At 64.0% G+C, this 23,985-nt stretch carries 22 protein-coding genes; 4 read left to right on the top strand and 18 right to left on the bottom strand.

All coding sequences use genetic code 11. From position 1 onward, the window contains the following. Positions 1 to 53: 53 nt before the first annotated feature. The gene (locus APT63_07245; protein AMA45443.1) at positions 54 to 515 is read right to left on the bottom strand and encodes a copper-binding protein; all 462 of its coding nucleotides are present in this window, start codon (positions 513 to 515) and stop codon (positions 54 to 56) included. Between the two features lie 189 nt (positions 516 to 704). Here APT63_07245 and APT63_07240 point away from each other — a divergent pair, with 189 nt between their 5' ends. Both APT63_07240 and APT63_07235 read left to right on the top strand, forming a co-directional pair. Continuing rightward, positions 705 to 1,385 carry a two-component system response regulator gene (locus APT63_07240; protein AMA45442.1) on the top strand — a complete coding sequence of 227 codons (681 nt, stop codon included), beginning with the start codon at positions 705 to 707 and terminating at the stop codon, positions 1,383 to 1,385. Then, complete coding sequence (locus tag APT63_07235; protein AMA45441.1) at positions 1,382 to 2,740, top strand: ATPase; 1,359 nt, start codon at positions 1,382 to 1,384, stop codon at positions 2,738 to 2,740. The genes APT63_07240 and APT63_07235 overlap by 4 nt, the downstream gene beginning before the upstream one ends. 19 nt (positions 2,741 to 2,759) lie before the next feature. Here the strand turns inward: APT63_07235 and APT63_07230 are convergent, their stop codons facing one another. Then, positions 2,760 to 4,079: a hypothetical protein gene (locus APT63_07230; GenBank protein AMA45440.1), complete on the bottom strand. Its 1,320-nt coding sequence runs from the start codon at positions 4,077 to 4,079 to the stop codon at positions 2,760 to 2,762. A 349-nt stretch (positions 4,080 to 4,428) separates the two neighbouring features. Here APT63_07230 and APT63_07225 point away from each other — a divergent pair, with 349 nt between their 5' ends. Next, positions 4,429 to 4,641, top strand: coding sequence for a hypothetical protein (locus tag APT63_07225; GenBank protein AMA45439.1), 213 nt, complete (start codon positions 4,429 to 4,431; stop codon positions 4,639 to 4,641). Between the two features lie 166 nt (positions 4,642 to 4,807). Here APT63_07225 and APT63_07220 read toward each other — a convergent pair whose 3' ends face one another. Further along, complete coding sequence (locus APT63_07220) at positions 4,808 to 5,302, bottom strand: hypothetical protein (GenBank protein AMA45438.1); 495 nt, start codon at positions 5,300 to 5,302, stop codon at positions 4,808 to 4,810. Positions 5,303 to 5,464: 162 nt separating this feature from the next. On the opposite strand from APT63_07220, the gene APT63_07215 reads away from it, so the two are divergent. Continuing rightward, complete coding sequence (locus tag APT63_07215) at positions 5,465 to 5,917, top strand: hypothetical protein (GenBank protein ID AMA45437.1); 453 nt, start codon at positions 5,465 to 5,467, stop codon at positions 5,915 to 5,917. Positions 5,918 to 5,988: 71 nt separating this feature from the next. Here APT63_07215 and APT63_07210 read toward each other — a convergent pair whose 3' ends face one another. The 15 genes from APT63_07210 to APT63_07140 form a co-directional block, all read right to left on the bottom strand. Beyond that, entirely contained in the window at positions 5,989 to 6,432 is a 444-nt protein-coding gene (locus tag APT63_07210; GenBank protein AMA45436.1) for a structural protein P5, read from the bottom strand. Positions 6,433 to 6,492: 60 nt separating this feature from the next. After that, a complete protein-coding gene (locus APT63_07205) occupies positions 6,493 to 6,726 on the bottom strand; it encodes a hypothetical protein (protein ID AMA45435.1) in 234 nt (77 codons plus the stop codon). Positions 6,727 to 7,715: 989 nt separating this feature from the next. Continuing rightward, positions 7,716 to 15,080: a hypothetical protein gene (locus APT63_07200; GenBank protein AMA45434.1), complete on the bottom strand. Its 7,365-nt coding sequence runs from the start codon at positions 15,078 to 15,080 to the stop codon at positions 7,716 to 7,718. Between the two features lie 541 nt (positions 15,081 to 15,621). After that, entirely contained in the window at positions 15,622 to 16,248 is a 627-nt protein-coding gene (locus tag APT63_07195) for a phage tail protein (GenBank protein ID AMA45433.1), read from the bottom strand. Between the two features lie 53 nt (positions 16,249 to 16,301). Then, positions 16,302 to 16,910, bottom strand: coding sequence for a phage tail protein (locus APT63_07190; protein AMA45432.1), 609 nt, complete (start codon positions 16,908 to 16,910; stop codon positions 16,302 to 16,304). 80 nt (positions 16,911 to 16,990) lie between these two features. After that, entirely contained in the window at positions 16,991 to 17,245 is a 255-nt protein-coding gene (locus APT63_07185; protein ID AMA45431.1) for a hypothetical protein, read from the bottom strand. 27 nt (positions 17,246 to 17,272) lie between these two features. Beyond that, entirely contained in the window at positions 17,273 to 18,061 is a 789-nt protein-coding gene (locus APT63_07180; GenBank protein AMA45430.1) for a hydrolase Nlp/P60, read from the bottom strand. Between the two features lie 2 nt (positions 18,062 to 18,063). Continuing rightward, on the bottom strand, positions 18,064 to 18,813 hold the full coding sequence (locus tag APT63_07175; GenBank protein ID AMA45429.1) for a phage tail protein: 750 nt from the start codon (positions 18,811 to 18,813) through the stop codon (positions 18,064 to 18,066). A 9-nt stretch (positions 18,814 to 18,822) separates the two neighbouring features. Further along, positions 18,823 to 19,161: a phage tail protein gene (locus tag APT63_07170; protein ID AMA45428.1), complete on the bottom strand. Its 339-nt coding sequence runs from the start codon at positions 19,159 to 19,161 to the stop codon at positions 18,823 to 18,825. Further along, on the bottom strand, positions 19,161 to 21,665 hold the full coding sequence (locus APT63_07165; GenBank protein ID AMA45427.1) for a hypothetical protein: 2,505 nt from the start codon (positions 21,663 to 21,665) through the stop codon (positions 19,161 to 19,163). Before APT63_07165 ends, APT63_07170 begins: the two co-directional genes overlap by 1 nt. 3 nt (positions 21,666 to 21,668) lie before the next feature. Next, positions 21,669 to 21,920, bottom strand: a complete 252-nt coding sequence (locus tag APT63_07160) for a hypothetical protein (GenBank protein ID AMA47813.1) — start codon at positions 21,918 to 21,920, stop codon at positions 21,669 to 21,671. 62 nt (positions 21,921 to 21,982) lie between these two features. Continuing rightward, the gene (locus APT63_07155) at positions 21,983 to 22,366 is read right to left on the bottom strand and encodes a hypothetical protein (protein AMA45426.1); all 384 of its coding nucleotides are present in this window, start codon (positions 22,364 to 22,366) and stop codon (positions 21,983 to 21,985) included. 9 nt (positions 22,367 to 22,375) lie between these two features. Beyond that, positions 22,376 to 23,035, bottom strand: coding sequence for a phage tail protein (locus APT63_07150; GenBank protein AMA45425.1), 660 nt, complete (start codon positions 23,033 to 23,035; stop codon positions 22,376 to 22,378). A 141-nt stretch (positions 23,036 to 23,176) separates the two neighbouring features. Then, positions 23,177 to 23,494 (bottom strand): hypothetical protein, encoded by a 318-nt coding sequence (locus tag APT63_07145; protein ID AMA45424.1) that lies wholly within the window; start codon positions 23,492 to 23,494, stop codon positions 23,177 to 23,179. Then, positions 23,494 to 23,865 (bottom strand): chemotaxis protein, encoded by a 372-nt coding sequence (locus APT63_07140; GenBank protein ID AMA45423.1) that lies wholly within the window; start codon positions 23,863 to 23,865, stop codon positions 23,494 to 23,496. The genes APT63_07145 and APT63_07140 overlap by 1 nt, the downstream gene beginning before the upstream one ends. Positions 23,866 to 23,985: the final 120 nt, after the last annotated feature.

Here is a 23,985-nt window from a genome sequence, read left to right as displayed (position 1 = left end):
TCAATCGAAATGCGCCATTCTACCGGGTTTTCCCCCAACGCTGGCACCTGCCGTCACTCGATGGTCACGGGCCCCACCATGCCCGCCTGGTAGTGCCCAGGCACGTTGCAGGCGAACTCGATCGGGGCCGAGCCACGGAACGTCCAGGTCAGCTCGGCGCGCTTGCCCGGCATGACCAGCACCGTGTTGGCGGTGTCGTGATCGTGCGCCGTGCCGCCGTGCACATGGCCTGCCATTGCCAGCATCTGCTTCTGGTGCTCGACATGCATAGCCTTGTCGCCCAGATTGAACTCATGGGGCAGTTGTCCTTGGTTGACCAGCACGAAGCGGACCGTCTCGCCGGCCTTGACCTGCAACCGATCGGGCTCGAACGCGATGTCCTTGAGCAGCACCTCGACCGTACGGTCGGCCTTGGCCGGGTCGCCCGGTTCGCCGAATGCGTAGGTGTGCGCCGGGTCGGCGATGGCCGCCGTGCAGGTCAGGGTCAGCGCACAGGCCAGTAGCGTGGACTTCATCGGAAACGCTCCAGAACGAGGGATGGCGACAGTCTGACAGGTCGGGCTGGCAGGGACCTGACCGCTGCATTACAAGATTGTCAGCTTCACACCGGGCCACCCCTGCCTGGCGTATCATGACGCCCTGCCGCCTGGAGGTGTGGCTGCTGCCCTCCGCCCCCAACTACCGCCCTTGCCACGAGCGTTGCCATGAGACTGCTAGTCGTCGAAGACCAGGCCAAGACCGGCCACTACCTGCGCCAGGGCCTGAGCGAAGCGGGCTTCGTCACCGACCTGGCAGAGGACGGCGACACCGGCCTGCACCTGGCCTTGACCGGCGAACACGACCTGTTGATCCTCGACGTGATGCTGCCGGGGCGTGACGGCTGGCAAATCCTCCAGGCCGTGCGCGCCGCCGGGCTGGAAACGCCCGTGCTGTTCCTGACCGCCCGTGATGCGGTGCAGGACCGCGTGCACGGGCTGGAGCTGGGCGCCGACGACTACCTGGTCAAGCCGTTCGCCTTCGCCGAACTGCTGGCGCGGGTGCGCACCCTGCTCAGGCGCGGCAGCGCGCCGACCCAGGAACCCTTCCTGGGCCTGGCCGACCTGCGCCTGGACCTGATCCGCCGCCGTGTCGAGCGCGGAGGCCTGCGGATCGAGCTGACCGCCAAGGAATTCGCGCTGCTCGAACTGCTGCTGCGTCGTCACGGCGAGGTACTGCCCAAGTCGCTGATCGCCTCGCTGGTCTGGGACATGAACTTCGACAGCGACACCAATCTGGTGGAAGTGGCGATCCGGCGTCTGCGTGCCAAGGTCGACGATCCGCACGCGCACAAGTTGATCCACACCGTGCGCGGCATGGGCTACGTGCTGGAGGCGCGCGCGTCTTGATCCATCGACTGTCCCTCGGCAGCCGCCTGGCCGTGCTGTTCGCCGCCTGTACCGCGCTGGTGTCGCTGACGGCCGGCGTGCTGTTCAGCCGGGCCAGCGAACAGCACTTCATCGAGCTGGACCAGCAGTGGCTGTCCCCTCGCCTCACGGCGATCATCACCCGCCTGGCGAACGTGCAACGGCCCGAAGACCTTGCCGACTACCTGCCGGCGCTGCGCCAGGACCTGGGGCATCCGGCGGAACTGGCCCTGCGCATCCAGGCCAGCGATGGCACACCGTGGTTCGACAGCCGCCCTGACCTGCCCGCCACGCCAGCAGACGCGGGCCTGACGACCCTGCATGCCGACGGTATCGACTACCGCAGCCTCGCCGCGCCCTTGCGTCCTGTCGACGCGGGGTCGCCCCGGGTGGCCCTGTTGCTGGACATCACGCACCACCAGCACTTTCTGCAGCACATGCAGCGCCTGATCTGGCTCACGGTCGGGCTGTCCGCGCTGGCCACGGCATTGCTGGGCGCCTGGGCCGTGCGCCGGGGGTTGCGACCCCTGCGCCAGATCGGGCGGATCGCCGCGGGGGTCTCGGCCCACTCGCTGACCACACGCCTGCCGGTGGCGCACATGCCCGAGGAGCTGGCTCGCCTGGCCGAGGCGGTGAACGCCATGCTGGAGCGCCTGGAAGACGCGTTCGAGCGCCTGTCCGGGTTCTCCGCCGACATCGCCCACGAACTGCGCACCCCCCTGTCGAACCTGCTGACCCACACCCAGGTCACGCTGTCACGGCCACGGTCCCTGGAAACCTACCGCGAGGCGCTGCACGGCAACCTGGAAGAGCTGCAATGGATGGCGCAACTGGTCAACGACCTGCTGTACCTGGCCAAGTCGGACCATGGCCTGCTGCTGCCCCAGCGTCAGCCACTGGCGCTGCACGAGGAGCTGGATGCGCTGCTGGAGTTCTACGCCCCCCTGGCCGAGGAGCGCGGGGTCGAGCTGCGACGGGTCGGCCGCGGCGACATGGCGGGCGATCGGCACATGCTGCGCCGGGCATTCTCCAACGTGCTCGACAATGCCCTGCGCTTCACGCCTGCCCAAGGGCAGATCGTGGTGACGGTGGACAGCCTCGACGGCCTGTCACGCGTACGCATCGCCAACATCGGCCCGGCGATCCCGGCCGATCGGCTGCCGCGTGTGTTCGATCGCTTCTACCGCGTCGATCCGGCGCGCCGGGAGGGCCAGCAGGAGCACGCCGGACTGGGCCTGGCCATCACCCGTTCCATCGTCCAGGCCCATGGCGGATGCATCCGGGTGCACTGCGAGGCCGGCTGGACCACGTTCGTCTTCGAGTGGCCGCAGGCCTGAAGCCGGTACGCCTGCCGCGTCAGCCAAACACGTCAGGTTGACGCTGCATGGCCTGTGTAAGCGCCTCCTCCACCCCCAGGCCTGCCCGGATATGCTCGGCGAATGCCTGCAAGGCAGCGGGTACGGTGGCACGCGCCAGGCTGGTGGTGACGAACTGAGTGGCCAAGGCCTGCAACCGGGCCTCGGGCTCCGCACGCTGACCCAGCCGGGCGAACAGCGCCAGGACCTGATCCCCCGTGCTGTATTCGTCGATGTCGAAGCGCGCCAGGAACACCATGCCCAAGGCGCCCGCAATGTGCGGCTCCGGTCGTGACCATTCGTTACGCAGTGTCTGGCTGGACTCGGCAAGCTCCAGTTGCTTGCGGAGCTTGCCCGGCAATGTCGCCGCAGCCTTGGCGAAGTTGTAGTAGCTGCGACTGGCCAGTGCCGCGGCATCACGCACGATTTTCCAGCTCATGGCCCAGACCTGGGCAACGCTGTAGGTGTGCAGCGCCTGACGGATCGTGCCGACCAGTTTGCCGACATGCTCAGGCTCCGGCACCAGGTTGTGCAGGTCGCACTGCCCTTGCAGGTAGCGCAGGACATCCTGGGTGGCGTAATCCAGCCACAGACGTGTCAGCGCCTGCGTGTCGCACAGGGCGCGCTCCATCAGAACGTCGAGCGCCTGCTCGGAGCGGCCCAGGTCAGCATCGGGCGACAGTCGATAGCGCGCCTGGTGCTTCTTGACCCACACCTGGTCCCCTTTCAGGAAGTAGGCGCCTGGCATGACCGTGGGATCGTCCAGCAGCACACCCTGTTCGCACAACCGATCGATGAAGTCATCCGCGCCCAGGGCAGTCAACTCGCTGCAGTCCGTGCGGGTGAATGTCCCCTGGCTCAAGCGTGGACCGACCAGGGCGCGGATGGCCTGGAGGACTAGGACCGCATCGTCCGGCAGTTCGGCGTAGCACACGGTATGGGTCTGCAGATGTTTGAGGTAAGGGGCCAGCTTCTGGGTCAGGACAGCGCGCTCCTCGGCTTCGCGCTGAAGGCGCGCGAGGTGCTCACGTGCCTGGCAATCGGGGCAGGCCGTGCGGGCAGGCTGATACGTCCGGCGTGCCTCGCTGCGCCCTTTGATGCGCACAGGCCCTTCGCAGCGGGGGCATGCCTGGTTTTCGTCATAGACCTCGCAGAACGTACGCAGGTAGGCCGCAAGGCTACCGGCCTGGGTCACCTCGCGAAACGGCAGCAGGTCGCGTACCCGCTCCAGGAACAGGCCCTCCTCGTCCATCGCCCAATAGCGTTTGGCCAATGCGATCTGTTCGGGGTCTGTGGTGTGAAAGTCCAACCTGACGGCCATGGTGTGCCTCTTCGCGTTCCAGTGATCGATGTTCCCAAGGAGCTGGGTGGAACGAAGCCTAGGCAGCGCCAGCCGGCTGCACAATGCAAATGGGCCGCTGGGACGATCTTTGGGAAATGCCCTACGCCGGGCGAGGAAAAGCGGAAGCAAGATAGAGACAAAACCGATGGACGGGTGCCGTCAGTCATTCTTGCGTCGCGCTGCCAAAGGGGCTGAAAAAGCATGGCCGTCGAGCCGTCGACCGGCATTGCCCCACGCCCACCGTCGATCAACGCAAGGGCACTTAACCGCTGAGCCTGGCTCAAAGTTGAACGCGCGGATCCCCCTGCGCTGTTCACTGGAGGCCGTCATGGACATCAACCCCAACGCACCCGGCAACATTTCGCAAAAAGGTAAGGCAGGCGCGACCGACAATGAAACCGGGTTCGACCCCAATTCCGAAACCCATGTCGACCCTACGGTCGATTCGCGGCACCCGGCCGAGAACACGCGTGACCCGAATACGCGCAAGTACGACGTGGATGACAGGGACGGGCCGAACCCGGGCGACGGCGCCATCTGAAGGCTTCATCGCTGTCACAGGCCCGTGAGAGCGGGCTTGCCTGCGATAGCGTCCGGCCCGCTACTGCCTGTATCGCGGGCAAGCCCCGCACCAGGGGCTTGCATCGGTCTGTCTGACCAGCGTGGATCCTAACGGTACGGCGCCTGCAGGTGGCGCGACGCATTCCTTACTGGACAGGTACCAATTGCTCACGCTGAGCGGCACTGAGGTCATCGATCACACCCACCTTGAGCGTGTCCGGCTTGGCGTTCACCAGAGGCTGACCCATGTCCGCCGAAGCGTATTCCGGCAGTTTGTACATGGCGCCGGTCAATGGGTCGACGATCAGCATGCCGATCAGCCCCCCGACCAGGATGTTGCCCCAGTACCAGCCACTCAGGCTGGAATCGAGTTCGACGGTCCTGTCCGGGTAGCCGTCTTTCTTGAAACGAAGCGTGTAGGTCTGGCCGGTGAAATAGCCCTTGCCGGACTTGAGCGTGACCGTGCTCGGCGTGTTGCCGGTGTGCACCACGGTGCCGTTCTTGTCAGTGATCTCGAACGCCGCGCCCGGGGGTGCACTGGACACCACCACCGGATAGCGCGATTCACCCACGATACTGGCGCAACCCTGAACGCCGATCATCGCTGCAACGACCATTGTCCCCATCATCTTCCGAAACATCGACACTCGCTCCTGTGCGCCTTCATTGGCCTGGCCATGGTTTGGCCGGGGCGCATTGTAGCGATCAGATAGCAAAATGCTACTTTCTTTTTATAACAATACGTTAAGGCTGATAGTGGGAAGCTGAAGGCAGCCTTCGACATAAATATGACGCCATTATTCATGGGCCTGTTCGTTGATGAAACGAGGCGCCCCTGGCACGCGCAGCCCGTCATATTCCTGCGCGCATTGAAGCCCGGCTATTCGGGCCTGGTCATACGCGTTCGCCAGTTCTCCCGCTCTTGCATCAGCCCGTGCGAGCAGGTCGGAGAGCACCAGAGCGGCGCGGGTGGCTGCCTGGCCTCGGGCGAGAGCGGCGGGATCCGTGCCGGGGCAACGGACGCTGGCGGCGAGTTGGGCGGCGTCGTGCTGCAGCCGCTGGCCAGCAGCATCGGCGCCAGCAGCGCCAGCGTCGGCCACCTGGTGGTGTTTGTGTGCATGGGCTCTCGCCTCCTCCTGCGCCTGGGCGCGGCGTTGTTCTTCCTGGCGTGCATCGTGCTGGCCCTCGGTCTCGGCCAGGCGATCGCTGCTGTCACGTTGCGCCCAGGCTGCCTGGGCCTCGGTGCGTGCTACTGAAAGCCCCTGCCGATAGGCGCCCCAGCAGGACGCCAGCACCAGGGCCAGCAGACCAGCCCGTAACGGCCAGATCATGCCAGCGCCCGTCTTACGCCTTCGTCGATGACCGCCGGCCGGTACGGGTTACCGCCGTTCTCATGGACGATGATGCCCACCACCATGCCGCGCAGGGTGACGGGATCCTGGATGTTGATCGGCGCCGCAGGGGGCACGCCGAGACGCGTGGCGACGGCCTGAGCGTAGGCCTGAGTGTCGTTCTCGTTGCTCGGCGCCCAGCGGGCGATGGTTTCGAGTACCGTGTCGATGCCCGGCCCGCCGACACCGGGCAGGCCGTCCTTGCCGCGGTAGTTGACCAGCAGCTTGCCCAGGGCGCGGATGCCGTTCTCGGGGGAGTCGAAACGGGCGAAGCGCGGGTTGGCCACGCCTTCCTCCAGGCCCAACTGGCCGACCCAGGCGTTGCGTGGGTTGAAATCGATGTTGCCGGGGTTGTTGTTGCGTACACCGCGTGCGGTCATGGGTTTTCTCCAGGCATGAAAAAGCCCGCGCAGGGCGGGCTGGGTGAGTGCAGCGGGCCGTCAGGCGGCGTTGTCAGCTTCCGCCTCGGCTTCCGGCTTGGGCTCGGCCGGTTCCTTGGCCGTGATCGACACCTTGACCGTGTACTCCTTGAGCACCTGAGCGGTGAAGACTTGGGCCCTTGGGAACTGACTCAGGATCTCGCGAGCGCGGGCGTCAGCTTCCTCCTGGGTGGCGTAGCGGGTCGAGTTGGCTGCGTCGTAGCTGTTGGTAGCGTTGATTGCGATATAAGGCATTTTTAAACTTCCTGGTTGGTGGTTACAGCAAATTAGAAACGTCTAGGGTCATCCAGTAACCGTCTGGCATTGCGGTAGATGGGTGAACATTTCCTTCATTTTGGTCTACAAAGTCATTAAATATCGCCAATGGAGTTATCGTAACCGTCGTAGAATTCATTCTAACAAACCCCAATCCTTGAGAAACTATTGTGCTGTGGGGGTTGGGAATACCAATTCGCTCCGAGTTGAATATCCATGGCTGCGATGCGATTACTACTGCTGGCAGTGTACCCGGATATGAAGTATTCACAGCCGCCTGATCGCTCTCACTATTAGTGTACTGAAAATTTATCACTTTCATATACCGCATTCTTGAATCAAATGCGACTTCACCAGTGCCAGGTTTTCTAATAATTAACTTTGGCCAATCAAGATTGCCGTAGGCACCATATTTAGCTAGATCAAAGTTCCAACACTCTATTGTTGCATAACCTCGCACTGCAATTATACTATATGTGACGAACCCAGGAGTATATCTAACGCTGTATATGGCTACATCGCTACTGGATCTAATCGCGAGTACGCTTTGATCATTATTAAAGGTTACATCCACAGTTGAAAAGAACTGATGATTTTCCGCCCCCGTGGTTACCACCTTATACTCGCGTAAAGCCAGGTTGGCATAACTCTCATCAACAAGCAGAACCTTGTTGCCATTCCTAATCCTGGCTCGTGCCATTAGTAGTACCCCCAAAGGATAATCGTATTAGGTGGCATATTCTCCCAATACAACGATTGCCCATCTAGTATAAGCTTTGTTCCATACCCGCGATCAGTGTAATAACCAGGATGGCGAGCATAAAACCAAAATACACCCTCACTAGGGGGGATCGCCCATCTACCGGCCCCGGATATTTCAAAAGACCCCATAAATCTCGTGATTCTGGTAGCAAGGCTTATGAGTGTGGCGCCCGTGTCGGGACGCCTAATTACCAGACCCGCCATAATTAAAGACTCAACTCAATAGCGATGATGCCATCACTGACCATAAATATGCCGTCCTCCCGCATGTGAATATAACGACCTGACCTGGCATTGTTTTGGATGATGATTTCTCCTCCATTGAAGTTCAGGGTCATGCGAGGGGCGCCGTAGGATGTAAGCGCCTGCGATCCGATCGTGCTGCCCACAACCGCACGCTGCACCGCCAGGTTCGAGATCAGCGCGTCGTTGATGAACACCTGGCCGTTCTGGATTGCAAAAGGCGTGATCAGGCCCTCACCCACCGGGTTCATCACCACGAACCGGTCAGCCTTCACCACGAAGCTCGACTGGAACGTGCCGGCGTTGTTGTCCAGGCCAATGCCGAACCCGGCCGCATAGTGAGTTCCGCCCGCCGACGCCTGGAGGCGCACGGAGAAGCTGGTGTTCACCTTGCCGTCCAACTTGACCACCGCGTCGGACACGGTCTTGACGGTTCCGTTGGTGGTGTCCAGATTGGTCTGCACCTTGTCGGTCTTGGAGGCCTGAGCTTTGTCGCCCTCTACCCTGAGCCTTGCTTCTTCGGTGACATTGCCGTTTGTCTTGCCCAGCTCGCCCGTCAGCTTGGTCACGCTGTCAGCAGTAAGCTTCAGGTCGCCTCCTTGCTGGGTTACCGCGGTTTCGAGCAGAGAAACTGCCTGGGCCGAAGCCGCTGCCGAGCGCCGGCCGATCGCGATATAGGCAATGTCGATCTCACAGGCCGTGTTGGCGCTTCCGGTCATGTCCAGCCGAATGGCGTAGATACCCGTCTTGCCCACCCACTGCGTATTGCTCGACAGGTCCACTTCGATGTCCTGCCAGTCGGTCGAGGACAGGCTGATCGAGAAGTCGATACGACGGTTCTCCGCCAGCCCGCCGTCCTCGTTTGCCCAGTACATGGCGGCCCGATCTCGCGTGGTGTTGCGACGACGAAGACGGATGCGCAGGTAAGGGTTCTCGGCTCCGACGATCTTCCCGAACGTGTTGGTCGCCTGGAGGTTCGTCGGTTTTTTGATCGTGGCAAACGCTGGGCCCGCAGTAATGGTTCCGTCAGCAGCATTCGCGACCCAGCCGCGTACAGAGTTGATGAACTCCCAGGAAACGCCGGCCACAAACGGCTGCGCACTGCCAATTGAAGAGCCCAGCACTGTCAGCTGGCTGGCCTGGGTGGAGAGTCCGTCCTCCGTGTCCTTGACCCGCGTCGTGAGGTCGGTGAGCGCTTTGGCGTCGGCCTTGCTGCCCAGTTGATTCAGGGCATTCTGGGCCGCTGCCGCCGCATCGGTAGCCACCTTGTCGGTTACGGCGGCCCAGGCCGAGCCATTCCAACGCTTGGGGGTGTTGGCCTCGCCCGTGATGTCGATCCACAGGTTCTGTGGCAGGCGATCATCTGCCCCGGGTGCGCCACTCTGGACAATGACCTTGCCCTTGCCGCCCGCGAGTTTGCTGGCGGCATCAGCAGCCGTCTGTGCCTTCGTCACGTTGCCGTCGGTAGTGGTCAGGCTGTTTTGCAGCTCCACGGTCTGCCTGCCCGTGCTTTCGATATCCCTACCCTGCTGCGAAACAACAGAGCCGAGCAACGCGACAACCTGGGAGGATGCCGCCACAGACTTGCGACCAGCGGCGACATAGGCAATGTCGACTTCAGCCTTAGTGTCGCTGGTGGTCGTCATGTCCAGGCGCAGCGCGTAAATGCCGGTCTTGCCCACCCAGGCTGAATTGCCTGACAGGTCGATCTCGATCTCCTGCCAATCGCTTTTGCTCACGTCGACGTCAAAGGGCATCATGCGCGTCTCGGCCAACCCCCCATCCTCGTTCGCCCAATACAAGCGGCAACCCACACGCGTCGTGTTTCTACGCCGCATGCGGAACCTGACGATGGGGTTCTCTGCGCCGGAGAACTTCGCAGGATTGATGTTCACCTGAAGGTTGCTATTGCCGCCCCGCATCGTTGAAAAGAGCGGTCCCGGCGTCAGCGTGGCGTCAGCTGCCGTGGCGTACCATCCCAGATTGTCGTTGAGCATCTCCCATGCTCTACCGGCAACGAAATTGCCAGAGCTCAGGGTGTTCTTGAGCTGCGTGATATCCACGCTCTGACTGGTTAGCGACTCCTCGGTCTTGGTGACCCGCGAAGTCAGCGCAGTGGTCGCCGAGGCATTGGCGGCCGCCTGTGCTGCATTCACCTGCCCGTTATCGCGCCAGCCTGATACCCGGTCGCCCACTTCGAACTGCATGCGGTCCCACTCGCAGAATCCGGACACCGTATCGCCATTGAATGGCCCCCTGATACGGCAGATGGTGCGTGCCTTGACTGCGCCCATCGGCGATGCAGCGGTTGCGAGAGTGATACGTTGCCAGTTCCCATTCGCCGCGGTGGACGCTGCCCCATCTGTCCTGATGTTCGCACCAGCGGCATCGAACCATTGCACGTACAGCTGCGCGATCATGCCAGCTGTGGCGCGGAAGTACCCGGACATGGCCATGGCCTGCCCGCCCGGTACCGCCGGCCAGTAGGCTCGGTCGGGCGCCAGGTCCACGTAGCTCGACCCGCCGTTGATGGTGAGGTCCAGGCGGATTGCGTTGCCTGCTGGGTCCAGTGTGGAAGCCACCAGGGAGTACGCGAGGTTTGCCAAAGCATTGCCCAGGTCCCATCCAGCTGCCAGACCCGCACGACTAGGATGAGGCGCCTCGAGCGATGGGTTGTACAGCAGGTTCTCGCTGCCGACATTGCCGATGGATGCAGTCAGTTCAGTGACGGACCGGCCAGCAGCGGTCAGGTCGCGGCCTTGCTGCTCAACCGTGCTGCCCAGACTGGACAGCGCACTGGCGTCAGCCTTGTCGCCCAACTGGTTCAGGGCCTTCTGCGCGGCTGCCGCCGCGTCGGTGGCAACCTTGTCGGTTACGGCTGCCCAGGCCGAGCCATTCCAACGCTTCGGCGTGTTTCCACCTCCTGTCGTGTCGATCCACAGGTTCTGGATCTGCTGGTTGATCGCTGAGGGCACGGAGTTCTGCACGATCACCTTGCCCTTGGCATCCGCCAGGCTGTAGGCGTCTTGGGCGGCCTTCTGCGCTTTATCCACATTGCCATTGGTGGTGCTGAGGCTGTTGCTGAGTTGCGTGGTCTGCTGGCTGGCAGAGGTCAGCCCCTGTTCGGTCTTCTCCACGCGCGCGGCCAGCGCTGTGGTCGCTTGTGCCGCCGTGTCGCCAGCTGCGACGACAGATGGCTGGTAGGCCGTGGCGATGGTGCCCTCCTGCAGCTGGGCGTTGTCGACCTCGGCCCAGACAGTCGTCCCGGCAGCGCCGGTGTTGAACACTCGGCAGGCGTAGACGTTGACCTGCGTTGCGGCTGCCGGCGCAGTCCCGGTCAGCGCGTAGCGGACGAAGGTATCGGAGAGCACGAAGCCCTCTTCCGTCGATGGCGCGCTCAAGACGCCGGTCGAGGCGTCCAGGAACTGGAGGTACATGCGCATCCGGCCGCTGCCCCGCGCGTAGACGGTCAGCGTGTAAGTCGACCCTCCAGTGACCTTGACGTTAGGTCTGCCATCGACCGAACTCGAGACGATCTCGATGTAAGCGCCGGCCGCTGGCGTACCAGAGATGCGCGCAGCAATGGTGCTGCTTGTGAGCGCCGACGGCACCAGTGCACGCGCTGCGCTGCCGGTAATGTTCCAGTGCTTTGGCCTGCCGCCGCTGGCCTCCTCCTCGAACGAACTGTTGGCCAGCAGGTTCTCGCCGCCGAGAAGCGGCAGTCCTGCCTCGATCCTGGTCAGGGACGAACCCTGCGCCGACAAGGTGTTGCCCTGCGTCTTCACGTCGTTGGCCAGCTGGGTGACGGTCGAGGCCTCAGCCTTCTTGCTGACGGTGTCCTTGAGCGTGGTCAGCGACTCGCTCTGCGACTTCAGGGTGTCGTCCTGCAGGCCGTTCTTGTCCTCGGTCAGCTTGACCCGACTCGTCAGCTGGGTCAGGGCTTGCGAGCTGGCCTTGCCGTCGATCGCGGTCTGCAGGCCGTTCAGGGTGCTGCCCTGGGACGTCAGATCACGGCCCTGCTGCTCGACCGTCAGCTTCAGCGAGTTGACCGCGCTGGCGTCGGCCTTGCTGCCCACTTGGTTCAGGGCGCTTTGGGCTGCTGCGGCCGCATCGGTGGCCACCTTGTCGCTGACCGAAACCCAGGCAGAGCCATTCCAGCGCTTGGGCGCGTTGGCCCCGCTGGTCGTGTCGATCCACAAGTTTTGCGGGAGGCGATCCGCACCCGCCGGCGCTGCGTTCTGGACGATGACCTTGCCCTTGCCGCCTGCCAGGTCGTTCGCAGCCTGCGCGGCGCCCTGGGCAGCGCTGGCGTTGCTGTTGGCGGTGTTGATGCTGGCCTGGAAACCATCGACCTTGCTCGACGTGGCCGTGACCGTGTCGCCCAGGGTCGTGACATCCATCTGCAACTTGCTGACGGCACTGGCTGTACCGTTGGCGGTGCGCACGGACTGGCCCACGTCTTCCCAGTAGTCGGTGTTCGGCGGCGCCATGTTGACCGGTACCGCCTTCTTGGCCTGGTACAGCTTGCCGTTGGCGCCGAGCACCGCCTGGTCCAGGGCGTAGGTCTTGGTCTTGTTGTAGGGCAGCGCCCCGGCAATCGAGGAGACTTCGCTGATCTGCTTCTGCAGGTCGTCGCGTGCGGTGGTCACTCGACCGTCCACGGCCGTGATCTGGCCTTGCAAGTTCGAACGCACGCCGTCGATCGTGCTGTTGACCTGGATGAGCTGCTTGTTGACGTCGGCCTTGATGGCGTTCGAGGCGGTGGTGACGCGCTCGGTCACCGACCCGGGGCCGGTACCGTCGACCAGGTCGATCCGCTCGTTGAGCTTCTGGCCTATGGCGCTCTCGGTCACCTGGCCCTGGATCTGCTCGAGGATCGGCCCAGCATCCGCACTCGACACGCCGGTCACCAACGTGGTGCCGCTCGGGAACCACACCCCCACATTCCCCGACTTGTCGACCAACCGCGCCCAGAAGTAGAACCGCTGCCCGGCGCGAAGGCCCTGCAAGGTGTGCCGATCCTGCGGATACGCCAGGTCAGCCAGCTTGGTAGCCTTGTCCAGGTCCGTCCCCTCGCTGTACCACAGCTCGGTGCGCTGGGTGTCCCCTGCCCCTGCCGGGAAGCCCCACGTCAACCCAATCCCGAAGATCAGGCTCTCCGTCGTCAGGCGCGTGAGGGCAGGTGGCGCGCCTTCCTTGCCCTTGAGCGAGGTCAGCGCCGAATGCGTCCAGGACGAGGCCAGCTCGAACGCGCTGATCGCACGCACGCGTGCCAGGTAGGCGCCTGCGTAGATGCCTGGCACGTCGACCGAGGTCATGCCGGTGCGCGGCAGGCGGATCCAGTTGCCGTTGTCCCTGCGCCATTCCACGTCGTAGCCGGCCGCGCCTTCCACGGCCGACCACTCGAGGGTCAGGGTGCTGACCGCGATGCCCTGGTCGATCCGGTAGCTGGACGACAGCGTGAGCTGCGCCGGGGGTTGCACGGTGCCGCTGGGCAGCACGCTGATCGGGCGCTCGTCGAGCTTGGCGCCGTTGTCGATGGCGGCGAACTTGCTCGGGTTGAACTCGAGGGCGGTGATGGCGTAGTGGCCGTCCTCGGTGCGGGTAGTCTTGAGCACCCGGAACAGCTGGATGGCCAGGTCGTCATAGTCGATCGCCCACTGCAGCTGTGGCTCGGGCTGCACGGCATAGGCGGTGGTGACGGTCACCGCACGGCCGGTGACCGCGGCCACGGTGCGTGCCTGGGCGGTGCCGTTGGGCAGGTTGACCACCAGACGATCACCGGCTTTGATTGGCGTGTCGCGGTCCAGGGTCACCACGCGCCCTTCGGCGGCGGCGATACGCCCGCCGTTGGGCCGGCCGGCGACCAGTTCGTCCGCCACCGGGATGACGAAGCCGGGCAACGGGATGCGCCCTTCCAGGCCGGTCTTGAAGGTGACGGTGCGGTCCTGGTCGTTACTCAGCAGGGCCCACTTGCCGCGACGTTGCGCCTCCGAGGCACGGGTACAGCCGATGGCGGAAATCTCGACCGGCCGGTCGCGATAGCGACGCTGCAGCGCCAGGTCGGTCACCGGGATCACATCGGTGTCGTAATTGTTGGCGGGGTTGTCGTAGCTGACCAGTGCCCGGCTGTAGTGGGTGTTGCGCTCGGCACCGCCGTAGACGAAATCGCCGTCGATGACGTTGGCGCGGGTGAACACGTAGTCGATGTCCTGGGCCCGTGGCATGTCCGCCTGCATGAACAGCGCGCCATGGGCCCAGTACACCATGCCACGGTAGATGGCCGACAGGTCGCGCAACAGCGTCCAGGCCTCGGCGCGGCCTTGCAGGTTCATGTCGCACAGAAAGCGCGGTTCTTCCCCGCCCTTGCCATCTGGCACCGCCTGGTCGCAGAACTGGGCGATCCGGTACATCTCCCACTTGTCGACCATCCACGGCTTGATGCGCTTGCCAAGGCCGAAGCGGTCCTCGACGCACAGGCCGTAGGTGACGAAGGCCGGGTTGTTGGTCCAGGCGTGCTTGAAGCTGCCGTCCCAGACGCCGTCATAACGGCGGGTCACGGGGTCGTAATTGCTGGGCACCGGCCAGCGTCGCCCCTTGCAGTCGACGGTGACGGCCGGAATGTTCTGGAACTGTTGCGCATCGAACTCGATGTAGAGTAGTGCGGTGTTGGGGTAGCGCAGCTTCTGGTCGATGATCTCCGTGTAGCCGGCGATCGTCATGGTGTCGGCGATCGCGCCTTTGTCGGCGTTGGGCGTCAGCCGGCGTACGCGCATCGTCCAACCGCTGTTAGCAGTTGGCAGGTTGACCCGGACCGAGCGCTGGTAGCCGTTGTTGGTCTTGCCGTCGACCGCGCCACGGTGCGCCTCGACATAGGTGCCACCGTCGGTAGCGATGTCGATGGCGTACTCGATGCGGTAGCCATTGGTATTGCCGTTGCTGTCCTGGCTGAGCAGGCGCGGCCAGGCCATGCGGACGCGCACCGCCGACAGCTGAAGATCGGTCAAGGCACGCGTGAAGGGGGTGTCGCTGCGCAGCTCGACCCCGACGGAGGTTTCGTTTTCCACGGCCGGAATGCCTTGGATGTAGTCCTGCTCCGGTGTACCAGGGCGCCACTCCCACTTCACGCCCGGAAAGTTGAGCGCGCCATTGGCGTCTCGGATCGGGGTGTTGTCGAGGTAGATGTCCTGGTCGGTCGGGATGCCGTCGAATTCGCCCTCGCCCACTGCCAGCAGCAGCTTGGCGATGTTGGTGGACTGCAGGCTGTCGGGTGCTTCGACCGGGGTCTTGGGTTTGCTGGCGCCACCTTTTGCACCCGTGAGGGGCATGTGGGATGTCATGGTCATTGCGGGCCTCTGGAAGAGTGAGTGCCAATGTGGAATGAGGTGGTGCAGGCGTGCGCGTGCAGCAGGCGGCGGCCTTAAGCCACACGGCGCAGTGATCTGCATGGGGAGGTCGTTCGAAGAGGGATGCCTGGCTTCACACGCCCTGGGGCCGAATCACGGCCGGTCCGGTGCACCGGTAGGGATCGCATGGATTGGGCTGCATTACGGGGCTGACAGACCGATGCACTTCCATGTGAGAGCAACTGTCTTTTTCTACTGGGTACATGCCCGACCGCATGGCTGATATGTGGCCTTCCCCGCAACGCAGGCGGTGCCCGACAGGGCCCTATCGCTGGCAAGCCAGCTCCCACCCAGACCTCTGCAGCCGTCGGTGTAGGCATGGCTGCGCAAGCAGCTTGTGGGAGCGGGCTTGCCCGCGATAGCGTCCGTTCCGTCACTGCCTGCATCGCGGGCAAGCCCACAGGTCCTTGGCAGCCGGCCTCATAGGGACGTGATCATGGGTGAGCGGGCCTGCCCGGCGCCACTAGGCCTTGTCCTGCGCCTCGATCGACGCCGAGATGACCGCGCCACCCCAGCGACGCTGGCCAATGCACAGCGCTACCGGGTTGCCACTGGCCGTGGTGTTCCTGGCACTGCCGAAGGCGTAGGACGGCCTGTTTTCCGGCGCAGCGCTCGTGGACAAACCTTGCGGCTGCGGGCTGATCAATTGCAGCGCGCCGCCCACGGCCATGCTGATGCCGATCGTTGCAGCGGTTCCCCAAGCACCGCCCGCCGAAAGTGCCCCCGCTATGCCTCCTGCGGGCCCCAGAAAGGCAACCGCCGCCAGGATCACCAGACCCACGACGATCTGCATGCCCCCTGCACGCTTGCTGCCCCCCACCACGGGCACGATGCGCAACTCGCGTGTGCCGCCTCGATCAAAGACCTCAGGTGTCACGTTCTTGCGGTTACGGAAGATGGCGAAACGCATGCCCAGGCGATCCAGTCGCCTGATTTCGTCTTCGAAGCCGCTCAGCGTAGCTTTCAAGGCCTTGAAGACTTCCCAGGTGTCGCCGCTGTCGAGCTGACGGCGGTGAACCCGGCCGAACCTACGGGCCAATGACCCGGACAACCGGATGTCGGTCATCGGTGTATAAACGATTGCGCTCATCGCGCCTCCTGAGCAGGCTCCAGCTTCGCCAGGGCGGTTCGCCTGCAGGTTGGTCAATGGGTGTCCTGTGCCTCGATGGACGCCGAGATAACCGCCCCGCCCCATCGGCGGCGGCCGATGCACAGGGGCACGGGGTTACCACTGGCCGTGGTGTTCCTGGCGCCACCGAAGGCATAGGACGGCAGGTTTTCTGGCGCGCCGCTCTGCATCAATCCCTTGGCTTGCGGGCTCAACATCTGCAAGGCGCCGCTGATCATGAAGCTGGCGCCGACCTTGTAGAAAAAGGGCGAAGCGGCGGCCAGCGGGGTAAAGCTCAAGACAAAGCCAACCGCGATCAGCACGGCGCCAAGGACGGTCTGGAAGGAACCGCTGCGCTTGCTGCCTTCGGCGATCGGGACGATGCGGACCTCGCGGGCGCCGCCTCGCTCGAATTCGTCCTGGCCGATGTTGCGGCCATTGCGGAAGATCGCGAAGCGCATGCCGAGGCGGTCTAGGCGGCGGATTTCCTCGTCGAAACCGGGCAGCGTCGCGCCCAGTGCGCGGCAGGCGTCCTTGAAGCTTCTGACGTCCAGGCACCGACGATGAATCCGCCCAAAACGTCGCGCCAATGGTCCGGACAGTTTGATGACCGTCATCGGGTCACCGGCAAGCAGGGTTGACATGGCAAGCCTCCGATTGAGTGAGAAACGCCCGCACGGTGGCCACGCGAATCACCGTCTGGTCGAGGACGTGCGCCTTCGCGCTAAGCCTGCTCATCAGGCTCACGCAACGTGGCCAGGTACGCCTGCCCGTCCCAGGTCAATCGACGAGCGATGCAGTCCAGGCCTTCCCCGACGTACTCGGTCACCGTCACCTCGAGGTAACCGGCTTGTTGCAGCAGGAGCATGTGGTACGTCACTGCCTCAGGCGCGTAGCCTTCCAGCTGATCCGGGCGCAGCGTGGCGTCCAGGTCGGGCAGCGCTTCGACTGTGGTGAGCAGCGCGCGGATCAGCTCCATATTTCGTTTCATGCGAACCTCCTCGGTTCAGGGGGTGGCGGGGTCGAGTGGTCGTATGGCCTTGGGCGCATCGCGGTGACGCAGGATCAACCGGGTACGGTCCCGCCAGGGCCCACCGAACACGATGATCTCCGAGGGCCGGCCATACAGGTGGTGCAGCAGGAAAGGCCCTGGCCCATGCACGTCGGTGGGCTCGCCCGGCAGTTGCGGGGTGTCGCCCAGGTAGATGCCGGCATGGTTGGGGTGCGCGGTACGCCCCACGGCCATCACCACCAGGTCGCCGCGCTGGAGCTGGCTGACCGGTTCGAAACCTGCCGCGGCGTAGGCTTCTTCGTACAGGCTGGGCCCCTCGGCGCGCTCCCACCAGCCGTCCTCACGGCCATAGGCAGGGAACGCCAGGCCCCACTCGCGTGCATACCAGTCGGCGCACACCTGCCAGCAATCCCAGGCGCCATGCACGAAGGGTCGTCCGAGCAGCGGCGTGTGCCCGGTAGGAACCAGTGTGCGCAGGTCGTTCTCCGGCCAGGACAGGATGTGCCAGGGCACCCCGGTGGCTTCGCACATGGCCAGGTCGCGGGGCGACGGTCGGCTGGTGGCATCGGGGTGCGAGTGGACGATGCCGATCACCTCGCCCTGCGCTTCGGCGTCGGCATAGGCTTCGGGCGTGATGCGAAACTCCTCGGCCGGCTCGCGGGCGGTGTTTTCGCAGGGCACATAGACCTGACGGCGACCGATCGCCAGCAACAGCCCGCAGGCTTCGCGGGGGTAGCTCTCGGCAGCATGCGCCTGCACGGCAGCCAGTATGTGTTTGCGCATGGTCAACTCCTGGCGATCAGCGAAACGGCAGGAAACCCGCCGAACGACAAGGGATTACCTGGCCCGAAACGCACCACGCAGCCGGAATCCAGGCAGCCGTTGCACTGGTCCCGGGCCGGATCGTCGGTGGGCTCGCCTTCCAGGTCGTAGGCCGGACCGGTGTAGCCGCAATCCGGGCCGCGATAGCCGGCGGTCATCGCCCAATGGCACAGCTGGGTCATCTGCCGGCCGATGGTCTCGCCGCCGACATCGCCGGGGCTGGCCAGCTCCCAGGCGACCGTGGTGCCGTTCTCGCTGACTTTCTGGTCGATGTACCAGACATCGAGGGCCTCCTCGCTGGGGTCGGCCTCGGGGTTGCCCTCGGGGTAGTTGGCCGCATCCAGGTAACGCGCCAGGGTGTGGCGCAAGGTCAGCTTGAACTCCAGCAGGTTGTCGAAGGCCAGGCACAGCGCCGTGATGCGCCCCTCCACGTTGCCGACCGTGAGGGTGGGCCGCACGGCCGTGCCGTCCGAGTTGGCTTCGATGCCGGTGAGCTCCATGGGCCAGGCGCTGTACAGCTGGCCTTGCCACCAGATCGGTCGCGCCGGCAGCTGGTCGGCGGCATCGCCAGCCGCCGCCAGCTGCTCGGGCGTATGGGGGATGGCGTGCCCATGAAAGCGCAGCACGCCGGCGCCGAACGCCGAGCCGTCGAGCTCGAACAACAGCACCTCGCTACCAGGCTCCAGGGCCTGGATCTGTTTGATCAGCGACATGGGCGCTCCTCAAGGGTGGTAGGCCCGCTGGAAGGTCCCGGTCACGGTGAACCGGCCCCCTCCCACGGGCGTGGTCGCGGGATCGGCGCAGGTGTACAGGCCGAGTTCGCCAAGCGGTGTGGTCCAGAGAAAGGCCTTGGCACCGGCGTGGCGGTCGAAGAAGGCCAGGATCGCCTGCATCGTCTGCCTGTCAGCCGTCACGGTGATGGCATGGCTGTCTTCCCGGTTGTTGGGGCCATCGCCGACCACCTGCCGGTAGCCGCCGCCAAAGCGCGCTTGCCGTGTGCGGTACTCCACCGTGGTCGCGCCGCCACGCTGGGTGGGCCAGAGAAATCGTTCGATCGCCATCAGCGTCTCCCCAGGGTGTTGCGATGGCTCACGCCACCGGGCCGCCACGAATCCGCCACGGCCCTGTCTGCTGCCGCTTTCATCTGTTTCTCCATGTTCTGTTGCAACGCCTGTTGATCCAGGCCTTTGCCGGGGTCGCCCGCGCCGGAATCGGCGACGTTGACGGTGGTGCTGACATGGATCGCCATGCCGCTGCCGGTGGCAGGTCGTGCAACGGCCAGAGGGGTGACCAGGCCACCGTCGGCATAACCACGGGCATTGAGGTGGTCGAGGTAGTTGCGCATGCCGGGCTGGCTGACCACTTCGCGGCGCAGGACGAACTCCCCGGCGTGGACGATCCCGGCGGGGTCGTACTTGTTGCCGGGGCCGGTGTAGCCGCCTGCAGAGAACCCCCTGCTCCCGTAGGTCATACCTGACGACGCATTGGCCAGACTGAACATGTCGTTGTCGCTGCCTGCTGCGGAGCCGACACTGCTGCCTGCCCCGGCTGAACCTCCTCCAGCCCATGCACTGATTGCCGTGGTGGCGAGACTTGCTATACCTGATAACAGACCAGAGGCTGCTTGCTGTGCTGCAACGCGCGCCATATCGCTGAGAATGGACCGAGTAAAATCCGTGAACGAAAACTTGCCTGTCATCGCGAACGTGACTACAGCATTCTCCATCGAGCTGAAGGCATTGGTGAATAAAGTCTTCGTCTGCCCCGCCACGTCTTGGGCGTGCTCGAGGTAACTCTGGAATGCCGAAGAAGCGCCTCTACGCCAGTCCCCCCGCGCCTCGTTCATCGCTTCATAATTAGCGAGCACCGTTTCTTTATAAGCAGTTTCGGCCTTGTCCAGCGCAGCGAGATCCGTACGATAGGTGTGTTCATCGTACTGTTGCGGTGAGGCTCTGCGTTTGGCGCCGAGCTTGTCTCTCTCCTCATCGAATCGAGTGGTGGCTGCCTCGGTTTGTGCTTGCACGTTACTCTGCCGCTCGCCTAAACCAAGCGCTTTGGCAGCCAACTCACCAGAGCGCTCCAATGCCTTGCGCTGACGTTCAAGCTGCTCGATAAAGACCTGGGATGCCTCGGCCGATGTTTCCTTGGGCGTGTCCGAGGGAGCCTTAGCCGGAGCGTTGGGAGGTAGAAGCGGTGGACTTGTGCTGACGTCTGTACGAGGCACGCTTGCCACGACGGCGGTCAAGCGAGGGGGTCGTGGGGGGGCGTTCAACGCTTCTTGTGCTCGCTGTTGCGCCTCTTCGAGTTCCTGGCGCTCTCGGCGTGCAGCCTCTGCAGCGCGCCGTGTTGTTTCGTCTCGCTCTTTTTGTTGCAGCCTGAGCAGCCGCAGCTTTTCTTCATCCTCCTCGCGCGTGGTATTACGCGCCATCAAATTAGGATTATCGTCAAAGGCTATGGGAATGCTTGAATAGGCAGTGGGGGTCGCCAGTTTCGTTTCTAGCGTGGCGATTTGCTGCGCTAGCGTGTCCTGCCTACCGATGTCCACGATGGCGTCCAGCGCACCTGCGGCCGCACGCTTGATGGCGTTCCAACGAAGCTCCACGACGTTCAAATGACTGACAATGGAGCCTGCTCGTGTTTGTAATGTCTGTGCAAAGGTCTCCGTCAGCAATTGCGTGGCGCCGATTTCATCCCCCTGCTGTTGAAGTGCCGCGATTTGCGTATAGGTCGACGCCGTCAGAAAGTGATACTGATCGTCAAGCGCCTTTGCCGCACTGACAGGATCTTGGGCAATACGCACAAACTCTGCGACCGTCGACTCGATAGACTTTCCTGTGGCCTCTTCCATTGCCAATGCAGCATTGGCAATGCTCTCAAAACTGCCTTCAGCCAACTGGCCCGTGCCGGCCAGTTGCGTCAGCACACTCGCCGCTTCACCCACCGAGCCGTTCGCAGCGCCAACGCGCACAGCCATGTCGCTGAGCGCAGCTGTCGATGTACCTGCATAATTGCCCGTCATCACAAGCGCTTGATTATAGGCTTGGGCTTCTTTGCTACCCTGGGTATAACCATAGGCCAATACGCCTAACGCAGCGCCTGCGGCACTGGCTGCTGTACCTATGGCGATAAGTCCTGGAGACAATGGCGGCATTGACAACCCGAACCCATCAATTGCGCCTTTGGCGTTCTTGACGAAGTCGGCACTCGTGTTGAAACTCCCTGCCATTTCGAGCAGGCTGCCACGTGTTTGCGTAGCGCCTGCTTGCAGTGCGGCCAAGTTGCCAACGGCGGCTTGGACTGAACCTGATGCAAGCGTAACGACACTCGCCAGCGCTACCATTTGCTGAGCCAGTTCAGCCTGGCTTGCGCTAACGGCCTGAACGTGTTGGCTTGTCTGCAGGGCACTGTCCTGCAGGGTCACCAAGATCGAACTCCACGCGATACTTGTTTCACGCGCCGCCGCTTCTCCACGCTTGATCGCGTCGGTCAATGCATCCAGATTGGCAGCGGCTTGAACAACGTCATTTGAATCGACCCGTACTCCAAATTCGGCAATGGTCGTCATAGTTTACTCCGCGGTTTCGGCCATGGCGGCCAGGGCTTCTGCCTCCATGACACGCAGATCGGAAAACAGCGCGGCCAGCGCGTGGCGGTCGATGCCCAGCATCGAGGCCACCGCCGGAACCACGCCATAGTCCAGCCCCGTAGGGCGCCCCGAGCCTTGGCGCCATTGCGTGCCAAGGGCTTCGAAGAGCCGGAACGCAGGCCAGGCGTCCGGCCAGACCTCCACCGTCTGCTCAGGCAGGTCGGTGGGGGTCAGGCCGAAACTGGCCAGCTGTTCGGCATCGGGGCTGCGTGCATAGATCGCCCGGGCCGCCGCTCTCAGTTTCCCAGGCGAGCCGGGGTGTAAGCGGCCTGGTAGGCCTCGATGACCGCCTTTGGCGCACCGGCGCAGGCCCCGACCAGTTGGTGCAGCGCGGCGACGTCGAAGGCGTCGTCCAATGCCCAACCGGTGACGATGGCCTGGAGCTGGTCCACCTGGAACTCGATTTCCTGGGCGGTGATCTCGGCCCAGCGCACGCCGGGTTCGCTGGCACGAGCGGTCAATGCCTCGCGGGCGGCGTTCCAGCGGTCGAACAGCTCGGCCAGGGCCAGGCGGTCCAGGTAGCGGAACTCGAACTCGACTGGGGTCGATTCGCCGCCGACCCGCGGCAGCGGCACCGACGCGGTGAACGTCGGGTCTTGCGCAATTTTGATCGTGGTCATGGCGGCTCCTTAGGCAGCGGCGAGGTAGCGCAGCGGCAGGCCCGACAGCGCGATGCTGAGCGTGCGGGTCATGAGGCTGTTGCGCTCGAGGGTCGGGGTGCTGGTGAGGCTGACGTAGCCGGGGTAGAGAATCTGGTCACCGTTGGGCAGCTTGAGACGGACCACGGCCAGCGTCTTGGTTTCGCTGTAGGACTCGACCAGCCCGACGTACGCCGCCGTGGGCTGGTCCTCGACGGTGATCGCCAGGGTGCTGGGGGTGCGGTTGGTGGGGAATTGACGGTCGACGTCGTCTTCCAGGTAGCCGACGGTCAGGTACTGTTGCTCACCGCCCGAGGAGGTGAACGCCGTGACCTTGGAGATCGGTGCCCAGCCCGTGACCGGGGTGACGGCGCCCACGCCCGCGCCGGCGCCATATCTGTCGGCGCGCGAGGTGTCGAGACCGCCCAGGGCGAAGGTATCGGTCGCGGCCTTGCTGACCCGGGCGGCGCGATCGTTGATCAACGACCAGCCGGAGTTGACCAGCAGCACGTCGTCGTTCTTGAGCTTGTGGCCGGCGGCGGTGGCCACCGGTGGGTTGGCGTTGCTCAGTGCGGTGAAGGCAACGGGAGCGCCCAGGGCACTGGCGATTTCGAGAACAGCGCCGTTGGGGAGGGAGAAACGTGTAGCCATGGTGATTTTCCTTTTGGGTAGAAACGAAAAAACCCGCACGGGGCGGGTTGGGGTTTACTGCGGGGTGAAAGCAGAGGGGGACGTGCGCAAGGACTCACGCACGGTGTAGGGAGAAGGCCGCGTCAGGCACCTTCGCCCTGGTCAGGGCTCGCCTTTGGCCAGCGCCTCGTCCGCCTTGTCCACGGCCTGGGTCGCTGCCGTGGCCGCACGCGCAGCCTTGGTCACGGCGACATCCGTGCGACGGGCCAGCTCGTCCAGGCGGCGATCACGCTCGCTCAAGGCCGTATCGTAGGCGCGTCGAATCTCTTCGACCTGCCGGGCCTGGACCTCGGCGAGCGTCCAGCAGGCCGCTTGATAGCCCAGCACGACGCCGCCGCTGAGCAGCAAAGTCGCGATCAGCCAGACCTCGACCCGACGCCACCAGCGTCGGGCCATGAATTCCAATGCACATCGGTCCATCAGGCGCTGCCTCCTATCCGCGGCCGAAGCCGGGCGATCTCTTCGCTCTGGGTGGTGACCTTTTCGGTCAGGCGCTCGACCTGGCCGGTCAGCGCTTCGATCTTGCCTTCCATGCGGCCCACGGCGGCGGCGAGCTCATTGCGTTCCTTGGCGAACTGATCGGCACGCGCTTCGGCCTGCAAGCGCGCCTCGCGCTCGGAGTCGAGCAGCTCGTTGAGGCGCCGGACCACGCCGATGTCGGCCGTGTCCATGGCCCGGTCGGCAGCATCCTTGGAGAGAAACTTGCGCAGCCAGAGAAAGCCGCCCAGCAGCACGGTGCCCGTACCGCCCAGCCAGGTGGCTGTGCCCGGGCCGAAATCGGAAGGGTCCATGGGGTCTGTCCAGAAGCAGAGACTGCACGGGGCAGTCGGAGAAAAGAAGCGAGCCTGTCGGCGCGCTGAAGCCGTACGAAGCAGGAAGCGCGTGATGCCCCCTGGCCTCAGCCGAACGCT

It is taken from the genome of Pseudomonas monteilii (genome assembly GCA_001534745.1).
GTDB classification, from domain to species: domain Bacteria; phylum Pseudomonadota; class Gammaproteobacteria; order Pseudomonadales; family Pseudomonadaceae; genus Aquipseudomonas; species Aquipseudomonas alabamensis.
Note: the sequence above shows the minus strand (reverse complement) of the source record. Positions and strands in the feature narration are given on the sequence as shown.